The organism is Cellulosimicrobium cellulans (assembly GCF_006539945.1).
GTDB lineage: Bacteria > Actinomycetota > Actinomycetes > Actinomycetales > Cellulomonadaceae > Cellulosimicrobium > Cellulosimicrobium cellulans.
The window spans coordinates 130,035-151,669 of record NZ_BJNZ01000001.1 but is presented as its reverse complement, the minus strand read 5'-3'; the positions used below and the strand labels follow the sequence as shown (position 1 = coordinate 151,669).

General features: G+C 74.0%; 15 protein-coding genes. 7 read left to right on the top strand and 8 right to left on the bottom strand.

Features of this window, described 5'->3' with window-relative positions; all coding sequences use genetic code 11:
- Positions 1–94: 94 nt before the first annotated feature.
- The 3 genes from CCE02nite_RS00620 to CCE02nite_RS00610 all read left to right on the top strand — a co-directional run bounded on the left by CCE02nite_RS00620 (position 95) and on the right by CCE02nite_RS00610 (position 5,299).
- Positions 95–1,159, top strand: coding sequence for a methylenetetrahydrofolate reductase (locus CCE02nite_RS00620; protein ID WP_255318552.1), 1,065 nt, complete (start codon positions 95–97; stop codon positions 1,157–1,159).
- A 32-nt stretch (positions 1,160–1,191) separates the two neighbouring features.
- Positions 1,192–3,708 (top strand): 5-methyltetrahydropteroyltriglutamate--homocysteine S-methyltransferase, encoded by a 2,517-nt coding sequence (gene metE, locus CCE02nite_RS00615; protein ID WP_141387195.1) that lies wholly within the window; start codon positions 1,192–1,194, stop codon positions 3,706–3,708.
- 136 nt (positions 3,709–3,844) lie between these two features.
- Positions 3,845–5,299 (top strand): ATP-binding protein, encoded by a 1,455-nt coding sequence (locus CCE02nite_RS00610; RefSeq protein ID WP_170227160.1) that lies wholly within the window; start codon positions 3,845–3,847, stop codon positions 5,297–5,299.
- A gap of 84 nt (positions 5,300–5,383) precedes the next feature.
- On the opposite strand, the gene CCE02nite_RS00605 is transcribed toward CCE02nite_RS00610, so the two are convergent.
- Both CCE02nite_RS00605 and CCE02nite_RS00600 read right to left on the bottom strand, forming a co-directional pair.
- The gene (locus CCE02nite_RS00605) at positions 5,384–5,629 is read right to left on the bottom strand and encodes a hypothetical protein (protein WP_255318551.1); all 246 of its coding nucleotides are present in this window, start codon (positions 5,627–5,629) and stop codon (positions 5,384–5,386) included.
- Between the two features lie 54 nt (positions 5,630–5,683).
- Positions 5,684–5,932, bottom strand: a complete 249-nt coding sequence (locus CCE02nite_RS00600) for a DUF2630 family protein (protein ID WP_141387191.1) — start codon at positions 5,930–5,932, stop codon at positions 5,684–5,686.
- A gap of 82 nt (positions 5,933–6,014) precedes the next feature.
- Between CCE02nite_RS00600 and CCE02nite_RS00595 the strand changes: the two genes are divergently transcribed.
- Positions 6,015–6,413 carry a VOC family protein gene (locus CCE02nite_RS00595; protein WP_141387189.1) on the top strand — a complete coding sequence of 133 codons (399 nt, stop codon included), beginning with the start codon at positions 6,015–6,017 and terminating at the stop codon, positions 6,411–6,413.
- A gap of 3 nt (positions 6,414–6,416) precedes the next feature.
- On the opposite strand, the gene atpC is transcribed toward CCE02nite_RS00595, so the two are convergent.
- Positions 6,417–6,731 (bottom strand): ATP synthase F1 subunit epsilon, encoded by a 315-nt coding sequence (gene atpC, locus CCE02nite_RS00590; RefSeq protein WP_170227159.1) that lies wholly within the window; start codon positions 6,729–6,731, stop codon positions 6,417–6,419.
- Positions 6,732–7,418: 687 nt separating this feature from the next.
- Here atpC and CCE02nite_RS00585 point away from each other — a divergent pair.
- A complete protein-coding gene (locus CCE02nite_RS00585; protein WP_141387185.1) occupies positions 7,419–7,925 on the top strand; it encodes an FBP domain-containing protein in 507 nt (168 codons plus the stop codon).
- Positions 7,926–7,937: 12 nt separating this feature from the next.
- On the opposite strand, the gene CCE02nite_RS00580 is transcribed toward CCE02nite_RS00585, so the two are convergent.
- Entirely contained in the window at positions 7,938–10,223 is a 2,286-nt protein-coding gene (locus tag CCE02nite_RS00580; protein ID WP_141387183.1) for an MMPL family transporter, read from the bottom strand.
- A 259-nt stretch (positions 10,224–10,482) separates the two neighbouring features.
- The gene (locus CCE02nite_RS00575; RefSeq protein WP_141387181.1) at positions 10,483–13,806 is read right to left on the bottom strand and encodes a 3-keto-alpha-glucoside-1,2-lyase-like domain-containing protein; all 3,324 of its coding nucleotides are present in this window, start codon (positions 13,804–13,806) and stop codon (positions 10,483–10,485) included.
- Positions 13,807–13,976: 170 nt separating this feature from the next.
- Between CCE02nite_RS00575 and CCE02nite_RS00570 the strand changes: the two genes are divergently transcribed.
- Both CCE02nite_RS00570 and CCE02nite_RS00565 read left to right on the top strand, forming a co-directional pair.
- Positions 13,977–14,927, top strand: coding sequence for a PhzF family phenazine biosynthesis protein (locus CCE02nite_RS00570; RefSeq protein ID WP_141387179.1), 951 nt, complete (start codon positions 13,977–13,979; stop codon positions 14,925–14,927).
- 120 nt (positions 14,928–15,047) lie between these two features.
- Positions 15,048–16,343: an MFS transporter gene (locus tag CCE02nite_RS00565; protein WP_255318550.1), complete on the top strand. Its 1,296-nt coding sequence runs from the start codon at positions 15,048–15,050 to the stop codon at positions 16,341–16,343.
- Between the two features lie 44 nt (positions 16,344–16,387).
- Here CCE02nite_RS00565 and CCE02nite_RS00560 read toward each other — a convergent pair whose 3' ends face one another.
- Genes CCE02nite_RS00560 through CCE02nite_RS00550 form a run of 3 tightly spaced genes read right to left on the bottom strand, consistent with a single transcriptional unit; the run spans position 16,388 to position 21,612 of the window.
- Positions 16,388–19,501, bottom strand: coding sequence for an FAD-binding and (Fe-S)-binding domain-containing protein (locus CCE02nite_RS00560; RefSeq protein ID WP_141387177.1), 3,114 nt, complete (start codon positions 19,499–19,501; stop codon positions 16,388–16,390).
- Positions 19,498–20,385 (bottom strand): MurR/RpiR family transcriptional regulator, encoded by an 888-nt coding sequence (locus tag CCE02nite_RS00555; protein ID WP_141387175.1) that lies wholly within the window; start codon positions 20,383–20,385, stop codon positions 19,498–19,500. Before CCE02nite_RS00555 ends, CCE02nite_RS00560 begins: the two co-directional genes overlap by 4 nt.
- Positions 20,386–21,612 (bottom strand): N-acetylglucosamine kinase, encoded by a 1,227-nt coding sequence (locus CCE02nite_RS00550; RefSeq protein ID WP_141387172.1) that lies wholly within the window; start codon positions 21,610–21,612, stop codon positions 20,386–20,388.
- Between the last annotated feature and the right edge of the window lie 23 nt (positions 21,613–21,635).

The window sequence follows — 21,635 nt, the reverse complement described above, 5'->3', positions numbered from 1 at the left end:
GACTAATGGTCTCAGAGGCATCCTTCGCGCACCGTCCGGGCAGCACGTGCCCGACGGCGGTCGCGCACGCACGCACCCCGGCCGGGGCGACGTCGTGAGCGTCGCGGACGCCGTCGGGCGGGCCCACGGCGGGGCGGCACGGCCGACGGTCTCGTTCGAGCTCATGCCCCCGCGGCGCCCGGACGCGGCGCCCAAGTTCTGGGAGACGGCGCGGCAGCTCGTCGCGACGCACCCCGACTTCGTGTCGGTGACGTACGGCGCGGCCGGGACCGACCGGGCGACCGCACGCCAGGTCGTCGGCCGTCTGCTCCAGGGCACGCCCGTGCTGCCGATCGCGCACCTCACGTGCGTCGGGGCGTCGCGCGAGGACGTCGAGGAGGTCATCAACGACTTCCTCGACGAGGGCGTGCGCAGCTTCCTCGCGCTGCGGGGCGACCCGCCGCGCGACCAGCCGGACTGGCAGCCCGCACCCGACGGCGTCCGGTCGTCGACCGAGCTCGTCGCGCTCCTGCGCGAGGTCGAGGCGTCGCGCTGCGCGGCAGACCCGGCCGCGGCGCTGCGCGGCGCTGCCCGTCCGCTGACGATCGCCGTCGCGACGTTCTGCGACGGCAACCCCGCCGCGGGCACGACGCGCACGCAGGAGGTGCGCCGCCTGTGGCAGAAGCAGCAGGCGGGCGCGAGCTTCGCGATCACGCAGCTCTTCTACGACGCGTCGTCGTACACCGACTTCGTCGCCGAGGCCCGCGCGGCCGGCGTGACGATCCCCATCCTCGCCGGGCTGCTGCCCACGACGGAGCCCGCGCGGCTCCGCCGCGTCGAGGAGCTCACGGGCGTGCGCGCGCCCCAGCACCTGCTGGACGCGCTCGACGCCCTGCCCGACCCGGAGGCGCAGCACGCCTACGGGGTCGCGTACACCGTCGACCTCGCGCAGCGCGTCCTCGACGCGGGCGCGCCCGGTCTGCACGTGTACACGTTCAACAAGCACCGCGCCGCACTTGACCTGCTCGAGGGTGTCCACCTCGGCGGCGGGTCGCGCGGGACCGGGGGCAGCGCCAGCGCTGCCGCCGCCCCGCTCGTCCCGGACCTGGCCAGCGGGCCGTGGGTCACCGGCACCTCCCTGCCCACGACGAGCGCTGCCACGCACGGCACGCCCGTCTGACCGGTCCTCCGGACCAGCAAGAGGTTTCGATCATGGCCACTTCCGTACCCTCCCCTACCCAGAATCCGGTCGCTCCTCCCGTCGGCACCGCGTTCCCCGCCGGCACCGTGCTCGGCTACCCGCGCATCGGGCGTCGCCGTGAGCTCAAGAAGGCCGTCGAGGCGTTCTGGGCCGGCACGACGTCGGCCGAGGAGCTCGAGGCCACTGCCCGCGAGCTGCGCCTCGCGACCGTCCGCCGGCTCGTCGACCTCGGCCTCGGCGCCGACGACGCGTCCGTCCCCGGGTCGTTCTCCTTCTACGACCAGGTGCTCGACGTCGCCGCCGCCCTCGGGGCGGTCCCGTCGCGGTTCGCGTCGCTGACCGACGACGCCGGTCGCCTCGACCTCGCGGGCTACTTCACCGTGGCCCGGGGGCAGGGCGACGACGCCCCGCTCGAGATGACCAAGTGGTTCGACACGAACTACCACTACCTCGTGCCCGAGATCGGCCCGGACACCCCGATCCGGTTCGTGGACGACCGCGTCGTGCGGGAATTCGTCGAGGCCCAGGAGGCTGGCGTCGTGACGCGGCCCGTCGTCGTCGGGCCGGTGACGTTCCTCGCGCTGTCCAAGCCCGCCGACGACGCTCCCGCCGGGTTCTCGCCGCTCGACCGCCTGGACGACGTCGTCGCCGCCTACGCCGACCTGCTGCGCGCGCTCGCCGCGGCCGGCGCGCCGTGGGTGCAGCTCGACGAGCCGATCCTCGTCACCGACTCGGTCGACGTCCCGTTCGCCGACGTCGCCGCCGCGGTGAAGTCGGCGTACCGCGCCCTCGCGACCGACCTCCGCCCCGTGCCGAGCCCGGGGTTGGACGCCACGCCGACCGCCGGCTGGCCCGCAACCCCGGGCTCGGCAGTCGGGGTGCGGCCCGCGATCCTTCTTGCGGCGCCGTTCGGCGGGCTCCAGGCCGGTGCCGAGACCGCCGGTGGGGCGGCGCGGGACGGGCTCGCGCTCCTCGCGGGCACCGACGTCGACGCGATCGCGATCGACCTCGTCAAGGGCGCCGTCCCGACGGCAGCCGACGGCGGTGTCCCCGGCCTCGCAGGCAAGACGCTCGTCGCGGGCGTGATCGACGGGCACAACGTGTGGCGCGCGGACCTCGCGGCGAAGCTCGAGGTCGTCGACGCCGTGGAGGGCCTGGGTGCCGGCGCGGTCTCGGTCGGCACGTCGACGTCGCTGCTGCACGTACCGCACGACGTGGAGGACGAGGCGTTCGCCGAGGCGGGGACGGCGTCGGGCACGACGCTCGACCCGCGCCTGCGCGACTGGCTCGCGTTCGCCGACCAGAAGGTGGGCGAGGTCGCGACGCTCGCCCGCGCGCTCACGGAGGGTCGCGACGCCGTCGCGGCCCAGATCGAGGCGTCCCGCGCGGCGGTGGCGTCCCGCGCGGAGGCGAGCGGCGTCGTCGTGCCCGCGGTGCGCGAGCGGGCCGCGGCGCTGACCGACGCGGACTTCTCGCGCGGCGACTACGCCGAGCGCGCGGCGGCTCAGCAGGAGCGCCTGAACCTGCCGCTGCTGCCGACGACCACGATCGGCTCGTTCCCGCAGACGCCGGAGATCCGCCGCGCCCGTGCGCAGTGGACCAAGGGCGACCTCTCCGACGCGGACTACACGACCACGATGCGTGAGGAGATCGCGCGCGTCGTCGCGCTCCAGGAGGAGCTGGGCCTCGACGTGCTCGTGCACGGCGAGCCGGAGCGCAACGACATGGTGCAGTACTTCGCGGAGCACCTCGACGGGTTCGCCGTCACGGCGAACGGCTGGGTGCAGTCGTACGGGTCGCGCTGCGTGCGCCCGCCGATCCTCTGGGGCGACGTCACGCGCCCGGCGCCGATCACCGTCGAGTGGTCGTCGTACACGGCATCGCTCACCGAGAAGCCGGTCAAGGGCATGCTCACCGGGCCGGTGACGATCCTCGCGTGGTCGTTCGTGCGCGACGACCAGCCGCTCGGCGACACGGCGAACCAGGTGGGCCTCGCGCTGCGCGACGAGATCGCGGACCTCGAGTCCGCCGGCATCGGGATCGTCCAGGTCGACGAGCCCGCGCTGCGCGAGCTCCTGCCGCTGCGCAAGGCCGACCAGCCCGCGTACCTCGACTGGTCGGTCGGGTCGTTCCGGCTCGCGACGTCGGGCGTGGAGGCGGCGACGCAGATCCACACGCACCTGTGCTACTCGGAGTTCGGCGAGGTCATCGGCGCGATCGACGGCCTCGACGCCGACGTGACGTCGGTCGAGGCGGCGCGCTCCCGCATGGAGATCGTGCCGGAGCTGCGCGACGCCGGGTACGCGCGCGGCATCGGGCCGGGCGTCTACGACATCCACAGCCCGCGCGTGCCCTCGACGGAGGAGGTCACCGAGCTGCTGGAGCTCGCCGTGAAGTCGATCGACCCGAAGGTCGTGTGGGTCAACCCCGACTGCGGCCTCAAGACGCGCCGCTACGAGGAGACCGTGCCGTCGCTCGAGCACCTCGTCGCGGCGACGAAGGCGGTCCGCGCGACGCTCGCGACGTAGTCGTCCACGAGGTAGTGCCGGGGTCCTGACCCCGGCACTACCTCGGCCCGCGGCACCCGCCGGACGACGCCTCGCCCCCGGTCTGAGCTCTGGCAGGGGAACACTCTTTACCTACATGCAATGTATGCTTCAGAGCATGTCTGCTACCTTCGATGACGGTTTGGTGCGCCGCACGACGGGCATGGACGCGCTCCGGTCGCACCTCGATGCCGTGGTCAGCCACGGGACCGGGCGGATCGTCGCGCTGCGCGGGCGGCGGCAGGTCGGCAAGTCCACCCTGGTCGAACAGTTCGTGGAGTCGGTGGACGTGCCGTCCGTCTACGTCCCCGGCATCTACGGGTCGTCGTTGCGGCGTCAGCTCGACGACGCCACCCGGGCGATCGTCGAGTCTCGCCGCCCACTGCCGGACGCCGAGCTCTTGACCCAGACGCCTGCCGCCTCGTGGCGGGAATGGTTCGGACGCCTGGCCGTCGCAGCACGGTCCGGACCTGTGATCGCCGTTCTCGACGAGTTCCCGTGGATGGTCACCGCCGATCCGACCCTCGAGGGTGAGCTGCAGGCCCAGTGGGACCGGACGCTGGAGAAGCTCCCGATCCTGCTGGTCCTCATCGGCTCCGACGTCGCGATGATGGAACAGCTGGCGACCCATGGTCGCCCCCTCTTCGGGCGTCTGCGCCCGTGCGCCGTCGCACCGCTCGACCCGGCCGAGGTAGCGTCCGCGCTCCCTCGCCGCAGCGCGTTCGACGTCTTCGACGCCTACCTGGTCACGGGCGGGTACCCGCGACTGGTCACCGACCTCGCGAGGTCGGGCCTGAGCACCGAGGAGTACGTCCGGGCCTCCCTGGCCGACCCCTACAGCCCGCTCGTCGCGACGGCGCGGCTGACGCTCGACGCCGAGTTCCCCGACGCACCCGCCGCGTACCGGGTGCTCGCGGCGATCGGCTCGGACGACACGGCGAACCCCGGGTTCAGCGACGTGCTCTCCGCGATCCAGGACTCCTCGGAACGCAAGGCGCTGGAGACCGCGACGACTCGGGCGCTCAAGACCCTGACGGAGACGAAGTCGCTCGTCGAGCGCGAGGCCCCGGCGTGGGCCGCACCGGCGGGCCGACTGCGTCGCTACCGGATCACGGATCCGTACCTTCGCTTCTGGTTCCGCTACGTCGAACGGAGGGTGGAGCAGATCTCGCGCGGTCGAGAGGACCTTGCCATCACCGCCTTCGATCGCGACTGGGCGAGCTGGCGAGGGCGAAGCATCGAACCGGTGGTCCGAGAAGCGCTCACCCTCCTGTCGCGAGACGACGAGCGGCTGGCCGAGGTCGAGGCGGTGCACCCGTGGTGGACCCGGGACGGCAGTGTCGAGGTCGACGTGGTCGCGATGACACGCGACCGCTCTTCGCTGGTCGGTTCCATCAAGTGGCGGCGGGAACGCGGCGTGTCGGCCGGGGAGATCAGCGCACTGCGCTCCGTCCGCGACCGGGTCCCGCGGGCGGCTGACGCACGGATCGTCGCCATCAGCCCATCGGGCGAGATTCCCGCCGGTGCTGACCTTGCCTTCGGTGCAGACGACCTGCTGGGCGCCTGGGCGTAGCCGGCCGGAAGAGGTGCGCCGCGGCGGTCGCGACCAGGGAGGCTCCCGCGCGGCGCCACCTGACGCCGCGCGGGAGCGGACGGATCAGCGTTCCGCGGCGCCCGCCATCGGGAGGGCGAACGCGAGCGTGGAGGCGGCGAGGCCGCCGACGAAGAGCCACACGCCGCCGTCGACGCCGGACATGCCCGACCCCATGAGGACCAGGCCGCCGACGAACAGCGCGAACGAGACGACGAACCGCGCCAGCGCGCCCGCGTGCCCGGGGATGTCGCGGCCTTCCGTCCCGGTGGGGAGGGGGCTGTCGGCCGCCTGCTCGCTGGTCGTGGTCATGGCGTTCTCCTTCTGAGGTCGGTGCGGGGGCCCGGACGTCGTCGTCGGCGACGATCAGTCCAGGTAGTTCTCCACCGTACCGGGGTCGCGCACGGTCGCCGCATCCGGGTCGCTCCCGAACTCGCGCGCGGCGTCGCGCTGGCGCAGCAGGTCCCAGCACTGGTCGAGCTCGACCTCGATCGCGCGGAGCCGCTCGTGCTCCTGCCCCCCGGTGATCTCCCCCTGCGCGAGCTGCTCGCGGAGCTCGCGCTCCTGCGCCACGAGGTCGCTGATCGTCCTGCGGATGCCGCCGTCGGTCGTCATGCGGTCCACGGTATGCCCGACGGCGCACGTGCGCCCGGGAGGTCGCGGGCGAGGCGTCGGAGGCACGGCCTAGGCTCGGCGCATGACGACGACGATCGGCCGCACGGTCCTGCTCTGCCGTGACCTCGACGCGAGCGCCGCGTTCTGGGCGGACGGGTTCGGGTTCGGGACGCTGTTCCGCGGCGAGACCGAGGGGTTCCCGCTGCTGCACGTCGGCCCCGGCCGCGTCGACGAGCCCGGGCTGTGGCTCGTCCCGCTCCCCGTCGGCGGCGCACCCCTCGTGCGCCACGGGCTGCCGAACCTCGTGCTCTACGTCGACGACCTCGACGCGACCCTCGCCCGGCTCGCCGCCGCGGGGGTCGAGCCGTTGGTCGGCCCTGACGCCGACGCCGAGTCCGGGGACCGGTTCGCGCACGTCGACGACCCCGACGGGCACCGGATCGTCGTCGTGCAGCTCGGCCCGGGCTCCGACCCCGCGTAGGGGCTACCGGGCCTGCACCCACGTCGCGTCGTCGGCGAGGATCGTCACCTCGTCGTCGTCGACCACGAGGAAGCCGCCGCCGATGCGCAGCTCCGCCGTCGGACGGTCGGGCGTGCGCAGCCGCACGCGTCCGGCCTTGAGCGTCGCCGCGACGGGCTGGTGCCGCGCGAGGATCCCGAGCGTCCCGGACACCGTCGGGACCGTCACGCTGCGCGCCGGGCCCGACCAGAACGCCCCGGACGGCACCACCACCTCGACGGACACCAGGCGCTCCCCCACGGGGGCGGCGGTCTCGGACGGTGAGGGCGCGACGGGCACGGAGGATCCTCCTCGACGACGGGTGGCGGAGCCTCCGAGTCTCCCGCCCACGACCGCTTCGGACCGGCCGTCTTTCGTCCCGTCCCCGTCGCCGGAGGTCACCGGGGACGCCGCCCGCGCCGAACCCGGGGTCGCTTCCCGCACGGAGCGCACCCCGGGGAGGAACCCCTGGCTCGACGGTCGGGCGGTGCCGAGTCACCGCAATCACGTTGACGACGGCGGTGTGCGAGGCGCACCATCGAGGGTGACGGTTGCCGAGGGCAGCCGTTCGTCGTGCCGGACGGGCACGACCAGGGAACAGGTCGCGCCGGACGGCGCACCGCACGGGACGAGGAGACGCGGATGCACGGCACCGCAGGCTGCGAGGTGGCCATGGCGGCCTGCTCGGGCGCCCTCCCCTCCCGCACCGTCACCCGCTGAGACCACACCCGGACGCCGACCCGACGTCCGGCGAGGCCCCGTGAGTGGTGGACATCTGTCGTCGCACGGACGTCAGCACGACAGATACCCAGCACTCAGCGGGTTCCGACGATCGGTGCGGGCATGCCGTCATCCCCGCCTTCCCCGCCTCGGCCGAGCGGCGCCGTCGTGCGCCACGGCGACCCCGCGTCGTCGTGAGCCGACCGCCTACGCCACCGCACGCCGTCGGGCAGGGTGGGACCGAACCGACACGGAAGCCCTGAACCCATGATTCCCCTGACCGAGAAGCAGATCCGCGCGTCGTTCGTCAACGCCTCCAAGCGCGAGGCCGCGCAGGCGACCCTCCCCGAGCTCGACTCGCTCGACTGGGACCGCCTCGACTACCTCGGGTGGCGCGACCGCAAGGCGCCGCTGCTCGCGTACGCCGTCGTCGAGGTCGACGGCGAGCCGCGCGGCGTCCTGCTGCGCTCGACCGACGCCAAGACGGGCGGCATGCGCAAGCGCGCCGTCTGCGCGTGGTGCGAGGACGTCGTCGTGACGGAGGACGTGAGCCTCTACGTCGCGCGCCGCGCCGGCGCCGCGGGGCGTCGCGGCAACACCGTCGGCACGCTCATCTGCACCGAGTTCCTCTGCTCGCAGAACGTGCGCCGCGCGCCCACCCGCACCGAGATGGGCGACGACGAGTCGATGCGCGAGCTGTTCGTCGAGCTCCGGGTCGACGGCCTCCGCGAACGCTCCGCCCGCTTCGTCACCGAGGTCATGCGCGACGTCTGACCGACGGCGGTTCTACCTCGGCGGAGCGGAAGGTGAGGCGGAAGACGAGGGCGAGGGCGGAGCGGGGGTGTGACGGGTCGTGGCGGGTCTGGCGGGAGCCGCGAGGGACGAGCGGCGGATGGAAGACCCGTCGCGCCCCCGCGGAGCCTTCGCCCGGACTGAACCCTCGGAACCGTCCCGCCACCACGGCCACCAGTTCCACCGCCCGAGGAGCGTCATCGTCGCGGGGAGCAGGAGCCCGCGCACGACGGTCACGTCGAGCAGCACGGCGACGGCCATGCCGACGCCGACCTCCTTCATCGCGACGAGCTCGCCCGCCGCGAAGCCGAGGAACACGATGCCGATGGCGACGGCCGCCGTCGTGACGACCGGGCCGGTCGCGGTGATGCCGCGGAGCACGGCCCGGTCGTTGGCGGCGCGCAGGTCCTCCCCGGGCGTGCGGGCGCGCCACTCCTCGGCCGTGCGCGCGAGGAGGAACACCTCGTAGTCGGTGGACAGGCCGAACACGAGCATGCCGATGAGCAGGGGCGTCGTGACGTCGAGCGCGCCCCACGGCTCGAACCCGAGCAGCGAGGCGCCGACGCCGTGCTGGAACACGGAGACGAGCACGCCGAGCGTCGCGGCGAGCGTGAGCAGGTTGAGCACGAGCGCCTTCAGCGGCACGACGAGGGAGCCGGTGAGCAGGAAGAGGAGCGCGAACGTCGCGAGCACGACGACGCCCGCGGCGAGCGGGAGGCGCTGCGCGAGGTGCTCCTGGGTGTCGACGACCTCCGCGGCCGGGCCGGCGACGTGCACGTCGAGGTCGCCGGTGTCGATCGCGCGGATCGCGCGCAGCAGGTCCTGGGCCTCGGCGGCGGTCGCGTCGCCGCCCTCGCCGACGTCGGGCGTGACGTCGACGACGAGGACCTCGGGCGGGTAGTCGGTGTCCTGCATCGCGTCGTCGACGCCGGGCAGGGCGGCGACGCGGTCGAGGTAGGCGGAGGCGGCCTCGTCGCCGCGCGGCGCCTCGACGAGCACGGTGATCGGGGTGACGCCGAGGTCGGCGAAGCGCGAGGTGGACGCGTCGGCGGCGAGCCGTGCCTCGGCGTCGGCGGGCAGGGAGTGGACCTCCGAGCTGCCGAGCGTCATCGAGCCGAGCGGGGCGGCGAGGGCGAGGAGGAGGGCCGTCGCGCCGAGCGTGACGAGCACGGCGTGGCGCTGCGCGGTGCGTGCGAGGCGGCCGAGCGTGCCGGCGCCGCCGCGCCCGGTCCACGGGTGGGACCATGTCCGCGCGCCCGGCGCGGGGATGGCGCGGTGCCACGTGGCGACGAGCGCGGGCACGAGCGTGAGCCCGGCGGCGGTCGCGACGAGCACGACGACGGCACCGCCGACGGCCATGCCGGAGAGCAGCGAGTCGCCGAGCAGGAGCAGCCCGGTGAGCGCGATCGCGACGGCGAGGCCGGACGCCAGCACGGCGCGCCCGGCGGTCGCGAGCGTGCGACCGACGAGCTCGTCGAGCGGGAGACCGGGGTTCTCGGCGCGTTCCTCGCGGAAGCGCGCGAGCACGAGCAGGGAGTAGTCGACCGTGAGCCCGAGGCCGAGCAGCGTCACGACGTTCACGGCGAACTCGTTGACGGGCACGATCCCGAGCAGGCCGCTGAGCACGAGCAGCGCGACCGCGATGGCGGCGAGCGCGGACAGCAGCGGGACCAGCCCCGCGCGCAGGCCACCGAGGACGACGACGAGCACGACCAGCAGGACGGCGATCGCCACGCCCTCGCCCACGGCGGCGTCGGTGATCGCCTGGTCGACGAACGCTTCCTCGGCGAGGAGCGCGCCGCCGACGAGGACCTCGGGGGTGTCGACGGTGTGGAGGGCGTCGGCGACCTGGTGCGCGAGGGCCAGCGCCTCGTCGTCGGACAGCACGGGGTCGAGCTCGACGATCACGAGCGAGCCCTGGCCGTCGTCGGCGATGAGGCCGCCGCCCGTGTAGGCGTCGAACACCTCGACGACGCCCGGCATCGCGCGGATGCCGTGCATGACCTCGCTCGCCTGGGCGATCAGCTCCGTGGAGAAGTAGTCGCGCCCGGACAGGACGGCGACGACGGTCTCGCCCTCGGGCTTGAGCTCGTCGAGGCGCTCGGCCGCGAGGGCGGAGGCGCTGCCTGGCGGTGCGGGCTCGACGTCGGTGGTCTTGTCGAAGACGGCGCCGCCCAGCACCGCGCCGAGGACGAGGAGGACGGCCCAGACGCCGAGGACGACGGCACGGCGACGCGCGGCGAACCGTCCGGTCCGGTGCAGGAGGCGTCCGAGCGCCATGGGCGGTCCTCCTCGTCGAGGGACGTCGTGCGGAAGGCGGGGTGGTGCTGGCGAGGCCACGAGGCCGTGGGGTGAGGTGAGCACCCTACGCGAGGGTGGGAGCGCCGTCGGACCACGCTCCGCCCGTGCGAGGGGTGCGCCTCGGGAGACCGAGGTGGAGAAGGGGTGAGACGGGACGGGCGGGGACGGCTCGTGCTGCCGCCCCCGCCCGTCCCGTCCCGGGGCGGACGGCTCACGCCGCCCGCCCCGGGGTCTCAGCTCAGCCGCAGGACGCGGCCTCGTAGGCGACGTCCGCCTGGAACGTCAGGTCGCCGCCCGTCGCGGACACCTGGGCGGTGCCCGCCTCGACCGAGGTCGAGCGCGACGCGAACGACTGGTACGCGGAGGCACCCGGCTGGACGCCGGTCACCGTCTTCGTCCCGAACGGCGTCGTCAGCGTGATGTCCGCCGGCACCGTGTCGTCGTTCGTGGCACGGACCGCGACGTAGACCTTGCCCGCCAGGCAGCGGGTCTGGACCGTCGTCGAGATCGCGAGCTCCTCGACCGGCTCGTCGGTCAGCTCCTTGAACCGGATGTTCCGGTAGTTGACCATCTCGCCGCTGCCGTGGTTCTGGATGCCGACGAAGCTGTTCACCAGCCGGGCCGGGTCGGTGCTCGTGAAGTCGTTGACGAGCACGTCGTTGAGGTAGATGCGGATGCGGTCTCCCTCGACACGGATGTCGTACGCGTTCCACTGCCCGACCGGCTTGAGGGCGGCGTCGCGCGCTGCCTCGTCGGCGCCCTGGAACGTGTAGACCGCGCCGGTGGTGCGGTCGTCGGCGTCCGTCGCGTCGATCTGGATCTCGTAGCCCTTGTTGACGGCCACCCACGGGTCGTCGCCCGGGTTCGGGAACCCGACGAACACGCCGCCGTTGTCGTCCTTCGTGAGCTTCCAGTCGAGCTTCAGGCTGTAGTTCTCGCCGAGCTCCTGGTCGTACCAGAGCAGGCCCATGCCACCCGCACCGCGGATCGAGCAGTCCTCCTGGCGGCCGAAGCCACCCGGACCGGCCATGCGCCAGCCCTCCTGGAGGCTCGCGAGGGTGCCGTCGTAGATCGCGGTGTAGCCCTCCTCGACCTCGCCCGGGGAGCAGATGTCCGGGTTCTCGCCGATCGACAGGACGTCGATGTTGATGTTGCCCTCGTCACCGGCCTCGTACGCGAGCGTGATGGTGTTCGTGCCGGCCTGGAGCTGGAGGTCGCGCGTCTGCACGCCCCAGTCCTTCCAGCTTCCCGTGGTGGGGAAGTTCCACTGGCCCAGGTCCTGGCCGTTCACGTGGAGCGAGACGTTCTTCGACCGCAGCGACGTGTACGGGTGGATGCCGTTGGCGTAGCGCACGTTGACCGGGTAGGTGCCCGCCTCGGGGACGGTCACGGAGAACGTGCGGCCGGCACCGACGTTCGTCATGCCCGCGGCGAAGCCCGAACCGGAGTAGTTGCTGTGGTCCGAGCCGATGCTCGAGCTGCCGAGCGGCTGGGCCAGCTCCGCCTCGTACCAGCCGCGGTCGGCCGGGGCGACGTAGCCGGGCAGCGAGTTGAGCGTGTACCAGGCCTCGGTGCTGAGGAGCTCGGTGCCCTCGGCGGACGCGAACGGGCGCGGCGAGCGGATGTAGACGACGTGGTCGGGCTTGAGGCCGTCGATCGTCAGCGTGACGGTCGTGCGGTCCTCGGACACGGTGGCGTCGGTGACGAAGAGGGGCTCCTCGTCGACCTTCGGGCCGCCGTACTGCTGCGTCGGCACGTAGCGCCACTGCTTGACCTGGTACGCGTCGGCCAGCTTCTCGACGACCTCGTCGGACACCGGGTCGGTGTACTCGATCTCGAAGCCGCCCTCGACCACGCGCATCTCCTTCATGTCGAAGGAGTCCTCGTTCACGGGGACGAGCTTCTGGAGGCCGTACCGGAGCTTGCCGGACTCGCCCCAGTTGCCGCCCTCACCGGTGCCGCCGGCGTAGAGCGCGCCGTCGGGACCGTAGATGACACGGTTCACGCCGACCTCGAGGCCCGCGGTGTGGCGGAAGACCGCACCCTGGAACTCGCCGTCGACCTTCTCGAGGAACGCGCGCTGGATGCCGCCGTAGGTCACGTCGCCGAGCAGCATCTGGCCGGCGAACTCGCCGTCCTCGACGAGGATCGGGTTGCCCGGGGAGTTGGCGATCTCGTTCTGCGGGAGCCACACGGCCGGCGGGGTGACGGGGTTCGCGTCGAACGGCCCGGCCGGGTTCGTGTAGTGGTTGTAGAACTTGTCCTGCTGGATGTGGATGAGCTTGTTCGACGGGAGCCAGGCACCCTGGTTGTCCGTCGCGAAGATCTCGTCCTCGGGGCCGAAGCCGATGCCGTTCGGCGTGCGGAGACCGCCCGCGACGTACGTGACCTCACCCGTCTCGCGGTCGATCTTGATCGACGTGCCGCGGTTGGCCGCCGGCTGCGGGTTGGTCGTCGCGCCGCCGTTGTTGATGGCCACGGAGAGGTTGACGTAGAAGTAGTCCTCGTCGTGGATCAGGCCGAACGCGAACTCGTGGAAGTTGCCGCCGTCGGGCCACTCCGCGATCTTCGTGTGCGTGTCGTAGAAGCCGTCGCCGTCAGGGTCGGTGAGCTGCGTGAGCTGGTACCGCTCCGAGACGAAGATCGAGTCCTCGACGACCTCGATGCCCATCGGGTTGAGCAGCTCGTCCGCGACCTTCGTCGCCGTGACGTCCTCGGGGCCGTCCGCGTCCAGGACGCCGTCGAGGAAGTACACCTCGCCGGACACCGGGTCGGGGCGCCACCCGCCGGAGCTGACCTCGCCGGTCGTCACGACGGCGAGCTTCTCGTCCGGCGTGAAGGCCAGGCCCGAGACCTTGGGCTCGAAGCCCTCGGGGCGCAGGTCGACGAGGTCGTAGTTGGGGTTGACGCTGTCGAGACGCAGGCCGTCGCCGGCCGTGTCGGTCGCGCCCTCGCAGTACTTGTAGCCGGGCGCGGTCACGCGCACGACGCCCGCCTCGGTGCTGAGCGCCGACGTCGGGATCACCTCGAACGTCGAGCTGCCCGGCGTCTTCCACGCGAGCGTGAGGCGCTGCTTGTCGCTGCCCTCGTAGTAGTCGACCCGCAGGTCGTGCACGCCCGCGGTGAGCGTCGCGCTGCCCTCGACGGAGGTCGAGTCGTTCGGGCCGTCGTTCTCGACCACGAGCTGGCCGTCGATGTAGACGAGCGCGCCGTCGTCGTTGGTCACGCGGAACTGGTACTGGCCGTCCGCGGGGACGTGCAGGTTCGCGCTCACCTGCGAGATGAAGTTGTCCTCCGCGCCGAACTGCTCGGCCGTCGACCAGTCGATGGTCGGCATGAGCTTGTCGACGTTGGGGGTCTGGCCGGACTTCAGGGTGCAGACCGCCCCGGGGTTCTGCGCGAGCTGGAAGGTCCGCAGCGTGACGCCGGGCTCCTGCTCGGGGAGGTCGGCCGCGGCGGGGACGGCCCAGCCCGCGACGACCACGGCGCCAAGGGTCAGGGCGGCCGCGCCGCGTCGGTACCTGATCCGGCGGGACACCGGCAGGCTGGTGCGTTCGAGCATCGTTGCTCCCTCATACTCGGTCGGACTTCGAGTCCACGGAGCGTAACCCCTGCCTGGCTCCGTCGATGACAACGCTGGACAGGCTAGCCCTCGTTCTATCGATGTGTCTACAACTTCCGACTTGCCATCGACAAAAGTGCTCTGGCCTGCCCGGACGTACGCTCGGAGGCATGAGCGCACGCCACGGCGACATCGCCGACAGCACCGCGTCCCGGCCGTTCGCGCAGGTCGACGTGTTCACCGAGGCCCCGACCCTCGGCAACCCCGTCGCGGTCGTGCTCGACGGCGAGGGCCTCACGGACGAGCAGATGGCCGCCTTCGCCCGCTGGACGAACCTCTCGGAGACGACATTCCTCCTGCCGCCGACCGTGGACGGCGCCGCCGGCGGCGCCGACTACCGCCTGCGGATTTTCACCCCTGGCGGCGAGCTCCCCTTCGCCGGGCACCCGACGCTCGGCTCCTGCCACGCGTGGCTCGAGGCGGGCGGCGCACCCCGGGCGGGCGACGCCGTCGTGCAGGAGTGCGGTGTCGGCCTGGTGACGATCCGGCGCGAGGCGGGGGGCGCCGTCGTGCCGGACGAGGAGTCCGACGGGGACGACCCGGGCAGGCTCGCGTTCGCCGCGCCGGGCCTGCTCACCGACGAGCCGGTGCCGGCCGACGACCTCGCCGCGATCGTCGCCGCCCTCGGCGTCCCGGACGACGCCGTGCTCGACCACCGCGTCCTCGACAACGGGCCGGGCTGGCGCGTCGTGCTGCTCGACTCCGCCGACCGCGTCGCCGGGCTCGCGCCCGACTGGTCGCGGCTTCGCGTCGAGCACCCGGACCTCTCCGTCGGGGTCGCCGGGCTGTACGGCGACGACGGCGGTCCTGACGGCGCGGCGGTCGAGGTCCGCGGGTTCGCGCTCGCCATGGGCATCCCGGAGGACCCGGTCACCGGGAGCCTCAACGCCGTCGTCGGGCAGTGGCTCGTGCGCGACGGCCGACTCCCGGAGCGCTACGTCGCGGCCCAGGGCGCGGCGCTCGGCCGGGCCGGCCGCGTCCACGTCGAGCGCGACGGCTCGGGGACGGTCTGGGTCGGCGGCGCGAGCGTCACGTGCGTGGCGGGGACCGTCCGCCTCTGAGCCGTGCGCAGATGACGGGCGCGGGCCAGCCGCCGAACCCGGGGGCACCGCCGAGCCCGGCGCTCGATCCCGGCGATATTCCCGGGCTCGGCGGGTCGCGCTCTCCGTAGACTGGGGCAAGTGTCAACAACCCCACCAGTTCTCTCCGACCGCGCCCTGACGGACCGCGCGGTCGTCGCGCGCGCCCGCTGGGCGCTCATGGTGCAGTTCGGGCTGTTCGGGGTCGTCGGCGCGTCGTGGATGAGCCGCCTGCCCTCGGTCCGCGAGGCGCTGGGGATCAGCGCGAGCCAGCTCGGCCTGCTGCTCGTCGTCGGCGGCCTGGGGTCGCTCGTGTCCGTGGTGTCCGCGGGTGCGGTCGTGGCACGGTTCGGCAGCCGCACGACGCTCGTCGTCGCGACCGTGGGGAACGTCGTCGGGTTCGGGCTCGTCGCGCTCGGCACCGGGACGGGCGGCGTCGTCCTCTTCGCGGTCGGGGCGTTCCTCAACGGCGTGTGCGGCGCCCTGACCAACGTGCCGATCAACATCTGCGCGGCGTCCGTCGAGCAGCACGTGGGGCGGGCGATCCTCCCCCACTTCCACGCCGCGTTCTCCATCGGCGCCGCGTGCGGCGCGATCGTCGCGGCCGCGTTCTCGTGGGCGCACGTCGGCATCACCGCCCAGATCCTCGTCGTGACGCTCGCCGTCACCGTGGCGCGCGCCGTGCTCATCGCCCCCGCGACCGCGCTCGCGCCCGACCAGGTCGCCTCCGGCGCGCCTGCGCCGGCAGGCACCACGGACCTGGTCGACGGCGCCGCACCCGCGGCCTCGCCCCGCCGCGGGGCCGGGGTCCGCGCCGCGCTCGCCGCGTGGCGCGAGCCGCGCACGCTGCTCATCGGGCTCGTGCTGCTCGCGTCGTCACTGTCCGAGGGCTCGGCGGGCAACTGGCTCTCCATGGCGGTCGTCGACGGGTTCGAGGTGCGCGAGGCGCTGGGTGCGGTCGCGTACGGCACGTTCGTCGGCGCGATGACGGTGTTCCGGTTCGCCGGGACCGGTCTCATCGACCGGTTCGGGCGCGTCGCCGTCCTGCGCGCGTCGGGCGTCTCCGCGCTCGTCGGCCTGCTCGTCTTCGGACTCTCGCCGAGCCTGCCGCTCGCCTGGGTCGGCATCGTGCTGTGGGGCTGCGGCGCAGCGCTCGCCAACCCCGTCGCCATCGCCGCGGCCTCCGACGACCCGGCTCACGCCGCGCCGCGCGTCGCCGTCGCGACGTCGTTCTCGACCGTCGCGATGCTCACCGCGCCGCCGCTGCTCGGCCTCCTCGTGGACGGCGTGGGGGCGCGGCACGCGCTCCTCGTCATCTGCGCCGCCACGGTGCTGAGCCTTGCGGTCGCGGGCGCCGTCCACCCCGCGAGGTCGACGGCTCCCGCACCGAGGGCGTGAGGAGTCGTCCCTCCGGACGTGCCTCGCCCGGTCGCTCTCCTCACCTACCTCGCGGTTGCCGGCGTCGGTGTCGGGCGGGTCGCGGCCTCGAGGAGCTCGAGGACGTGGACGTAGTCGCGGCCGGTCGCACGCGACATCCCCATCTCGCACGTGCGGTTGTTCGACACGTAGGCGTCGAACGCGTCGTGCGGGAGCCCGGCGGCCCTGGTCGCGACCTCGGCCGCCTCGGCGCGCGTCGCACCGGCGGTGAGCTCGGGGTGCAGCATCCCGCGGTCGCCGGCGAAGCCGCAGCAGCCCCACGCGGCGGGGACGGTCGCACGGTCCGCGGCGGCCTCCGCGACCGCGCGCAGGTCGTCCACGGCTCCCAGGTGCACGGTCGCGCACGTGGGGTGCAGGACGACGTCGCCCACCTTCTCGACATCGACCCCCCGCGCGGCGAGGCCGGGGAGCACGTCGGTGCGGACGAACGTCACCGCGTCGACGATCCGCAGCCGGGCGAAGCGCTCCCGAGCCACGGCGTCGAGGTCCGGCTCTCCCGGCGAGCCGGGCGCACCGGGCTCACCAGAACCTCGCTCGTCCGGCGCGCGCTCTCCCGTGCCGCCCAGGTGGCGGGCGGTCTCGACGAGCCCGTGCGTGCAGCTCGACGCGTCGCACACGACGGGGAGCTCGCCCTCGCGCGTCGCGGCCCACAGCGCGTCGACGACCTTCCGCGCCATGGCCGCCGCGCCGTCGGGCAGACCCTTGGACGTCCACGGTGTGCCGCAGCACAGGCCCCCGATGCCCTCGGGCACGACGAGCCCGACGCCCGCACGCTCGCACAGCGCGCGGAACGCCGCCTCGGCGCCGACGGGCCGGTTCGCCCCGGCGCGCGTGCTCACGTTCCCGTCGCCCTCCGCACCGCCGCTCGTCCCCGCGGGCAGACCACCGGCCGCGGGTGCGAAGAGCTCGCCCATGCACGACGCGAACAGCACCGCGCGGACCGGCCCGTCCGCACCGCCCGCCCCGGGCGCGCCCCGCCGTTCGCGGCGCGCCCCCGGGCCGGGGAGGTCCGCGTCGACGCGCGGCACGACGTCGGTCCCGACCACCCCGCGCGCGACCTGCGACGCGACGTGCACGAGCGGCGTCGGGAGCGCCTGAGCCACCCGGAGCGCGCCCCGCAGCCCGGTGACCACGGGTCCCCAGCGCTCGGCGACCGCCGCTCCCCCGCGCTGCACGACCCCCGGCTGCGACCGCGCGCGGTGGCCCTTCATGACGACGCCCGTGTCGATGCCGACGGGGCACGCCTCGACGCACAGCGAGTCCGCGGCGCACGTCTCGACGCCCTGGTAGCGGTACTGCCGCTCGAGCTCGCGCCGTTCGGCGGGCGGTGCGGCAGCCATCTCCTTGAGCAGCGCGATGCGCTGTCGCGGGGTCGTGGTGACGGTGCGTGACGGGCACCCCGGCTCGCAGTACCCGCACTCGACGCACCGGTCGACGAGCGGGGCGTCGTCCCCGCCCGCCGAGGACTCGACCTTGAGGTTCCGCAGGTGCTCGTGGTCGTCGTCGGTGATCAGGACGCCCGGGCTGAGGAGCCCGCGCGGGTCGAACAGTCGCTTGACCTCGCGCATGACGTCGTAGAGGTCGTCGCCGTACTGCCGCCGCACGAACGGCGCCATGATGCGGCCCGTGCCGTGCTCGGCCTTGAGGGTGCCGCCGTGCCCGAGCACGAGGTCGACGAGATCGTCGCTGAACGCGGCGTACCGGTCGAGCTCGGCGCGGTCGCCGAGCCGCGGCGTGATCATGAAGTGCAGGTTGCCGTCCTTGGCGTGCCCGAACGTCACGGCGTCGCCGTAGCCGTGGCGTGCGAACAGGCCGCCGAGGTCGCGGACCGTCGCGGTGAGGTCGGCGACGGGGACCGCGACGTCCTCCAGCAGTGCGGTGCTGCCCGCGGGGCGCGCTCCCGCGACGGCGGTGTACAGGCCCTTGCGCACGCGCCACAGGCGCTCGCGCGTCGCGGGGTCGGTGGTGACCGTGGCGGGCACGGCGAGGGACCCGGTCAGCGAGCCGACGACGTCGCGCGCCGCGCCCTGGAACGGCGCGAGCCCGTCCTCGGTCGCCGCGCGGTACTCGACGAGCAGCGCGGTCTGGTTCCGGATGCCGTCCCCGCGCGCGAGGGTACGCATGGACGCGTCCGCCGCGGGGTCCGCGGCGGCGACCCGGAGCGACGCCGCGTCGAGCAGCTCGATCGCCTCGGCGCCCGACGCGACGAGCGGCACGAGCGCGTCCGTCGCGTGCTCCAGCGAGTCGAGCACGAGGAGCGTCGTCGCAGCGTGCGTGAGCAGCGGGACGGTCCGGAACGTCACGTCGGCGACCCAGCCGAGCGTGCCCTCGCTGCCGATCATCAGGTGCTCGAGGATCTTCACGGGCTCGTCGTGGTCGAGGAACGCGTTGACCGAGTAGCCCATGGTGTTCTTCGTCGCGAACTGCCGCTCGATCTCGGCGCGCATCGTCGCGCTGCCCCGTACGCGGTCACGGAGCTCCACGAGGCCCCGGTGCAGCTCCGGCTCGGTCGCGAGCAGGCGCGCGTCGGCGTCGGGCGCGCCCGTACGGACGACCGTCCCGCTCGGCAGCACGACCGTCATCGCCTCGACGGTCCGGTACGCCGTGCGGGTCGTGCCCGACGTCATGCCCGACGAGTTGTTCGCGACGACGCCGCCGATCGTGCAGGCGATCTCGCTCGCCGGGTCCGGGCCGAGCCGTCGGCCGTGCCGCAGCAGGTGCGCGTTGACGAGCCGCAGCGTGGCGCCGGGCTCGCACCGGACGCGCGCCCCGCCGTCGAGCACCTCGACGCGCGTGAAGCGCGTGCGCGTGTCGACGAGCACGCCGGCGCCCGACGCCTGCCCGGACAGGCTCGTCCCGCCCGAGCGGAACGTCACGGGCAGGCCCCGCCGCGTCGCCTCGCGCATCGCGGCGACGACGCCGTCCCGGTCGTGCGCGCGCACGACGACCTCGGGCCGCAGCAGGTAGTGCGACGCGTCGTGCGCCGACGCGACCCGCGTCAGCAGGTCGGCACGCACCTCGAACCCGGGGTCACCGACCGCCGAGAAGTGGATATCCGCCCCGGACTCGCGCGTCTCAGGGGCGGATCCTCCGGTCTCGACGGGCCGGCGCGCGCTCATGGGCGCGCCTTGCGGTCGTAGCCGAGGCGGTGGGGCTGCACCGCCTCGTACGTCGCGCGCAGGCTCTCGGTGGTGCGGTCGTAGCGGCGCTGGGCGACGCGCACGAAGAGGAAGTCCACGACCGCGAGCTGCGCGATGCGGCTCGACAGCGCGCCCGACCGGAACTGGGTCTCGCGCGCCGTCGTCGTGAGCACGACGTCGGCGTGCGCGACGAGCGGCGACTCGGGGAAGTTCGTCACGGCCACGGTCGTCGCGCCGCGGTCGTGCGCGATGCGCAGCGCGTCGTTCGTCTCGACCGTCAGGCCGCTGTGCGACACGCCGACAGCGACCGCCCCCGGCCCGAGGAGCGCGGCGGACTGGAGCTGCACGTGCGGGTCGGGCGACGCGAAGCACAGCAGCCCGATGCGCTGGAGCTTCTGGGCGAGGTCCTGCGCGGTGAGCCCGCTCGACCCCACGCCGAACAGGTCGATGCGCGGCGCCTGCGCGACGGCGTCCGCGACCTGCTCGAGCGCGTCGAGGTCGAGCATGCGCGCCGTCTCCTCGATGGTCCGCGCCTCGTGGAACGCGATCTTCGTGACGACGTCCTGCAGCGTGTCGTCGGGGTCGATCTCGCCGTGCGCGACGTTGGCGCGCTCCTGCTCGACCGCGCGGCGGCTCGTCGCCTGCGCGAGGTCGATCCGGAACTCCGGGTACCCCGCGTACCCGACCGCGCGGCAGAACCTCACGACCGTCGCCTGCGACGTCCCGACGAGCGCCGCGAGCTCGGTGATCGTCTTGCTGACGACGGCAGCCGGGTCGGCGAGCACGACCTCGGCGATGCGCGCCTCGGCGGGGCGCAGGTTCGGCAGGGACTGGCGGATGCGGACGAGACCGTCGGCGGCCATTCAGTCCTCCTCGGTGATGGTCGGGTGCTGCGGGTGGGTCGGGCTCTGCGGACCGGTCCGGTGCCGGGCGTCGGTCGGGTCGTGAGGCACGGCCGTGGCTGGGCCGCCGAGCGTGAGCCACGGCTCGTGCCCGACGACGGAGCCCGGGTCTGTCGCGAGGCGCGCGGCCAGGTGCAGCGCGCCGTCGAGCGGGGTGCCGGCCGCGTCGACGAGCTCGACGTCGGGGCGCAGGACCGCGAGGCGTGCGCGGAAGGCGTCGGTGAGCAGCGGGCCGATCCCCAGCACGCCGCCGGTCGCGGCGGCCAGGGGCGGGACGCCGTCGACCAGCGCCGCGGCGAGCGTCGTCGCGAGGTGCGTGCCCGCACCGGCCAGGACCTGCCGGGCGACGGCGTCGCCGTCGCGGGCCGCCGCCGCGACATCGGGCGTGAACGACGCGAGCACCTGGGCCCGGTCGGGACGCGTGTAGAGCTGCTCGGGCCAGGTCGGCACGGGGCCGAACCGCTCCGTCGCGGCGGCCAGCAGCGCCGCCGAACCGCCGTTGTCGCGACCGTCGTGCGCGGCGACCGCGGCCCGCAGCCCCTGCGCCCCGATCCACGACCCCGAGCCCAGGTCCCCGAGCAGGTGGCCCCAGCCGTCGACGCGGTGCCACACGTCGCGCAGGTCCGTGCCGAGCGCGATCGCCCCGGTCCCGACCGCGACGACGGCCCCGGGCCGTCCGCCCAGCGCTCCCAGGTGCGCGGTGAGCGCGTCGGCCGCGACCGCCGTCCGCGGCCCGCCCCCGTCCGACGTGCCGTCGCCGAGCACGACAGCGCCCGCCGTCGAACCCGACGTGAAGGTCGTCTTTCCGCCCAGAACGACCTTCATGTCGTGCTCGACGGGGGTCGGGGTGGGGGCGAGGAGGCCGGCGCGGAGGGCGGCGTGCAGCTCGGCGGGGTCGCGGACGAGCGACGCGAGGCCCGTCGCCCCGACGGCAGCCGCGGCGACGCCGTCGTGCGCCAGCGAGGGAACCTCGGTGCGGAGCCGCGCGAGGAGGTCGCGGACGACGTCCGCCGCGTCGCTCCCGGCGGGTCCGATCGCGACCGGTCGGCCGGCGAGGGCGACGTCCCGCGCGCTCGACGGTGCGCCGGGCGGTCGGACGTCGTCGAGACGCCGCGCGACGAGGCGGCTCCCCGAGCCCCCGACGTCGAGCCCGACGACCCACGCGGAGCCGGGCGTGCTGCTGCTCACGCAGCCATTCTGGCACAAATTTT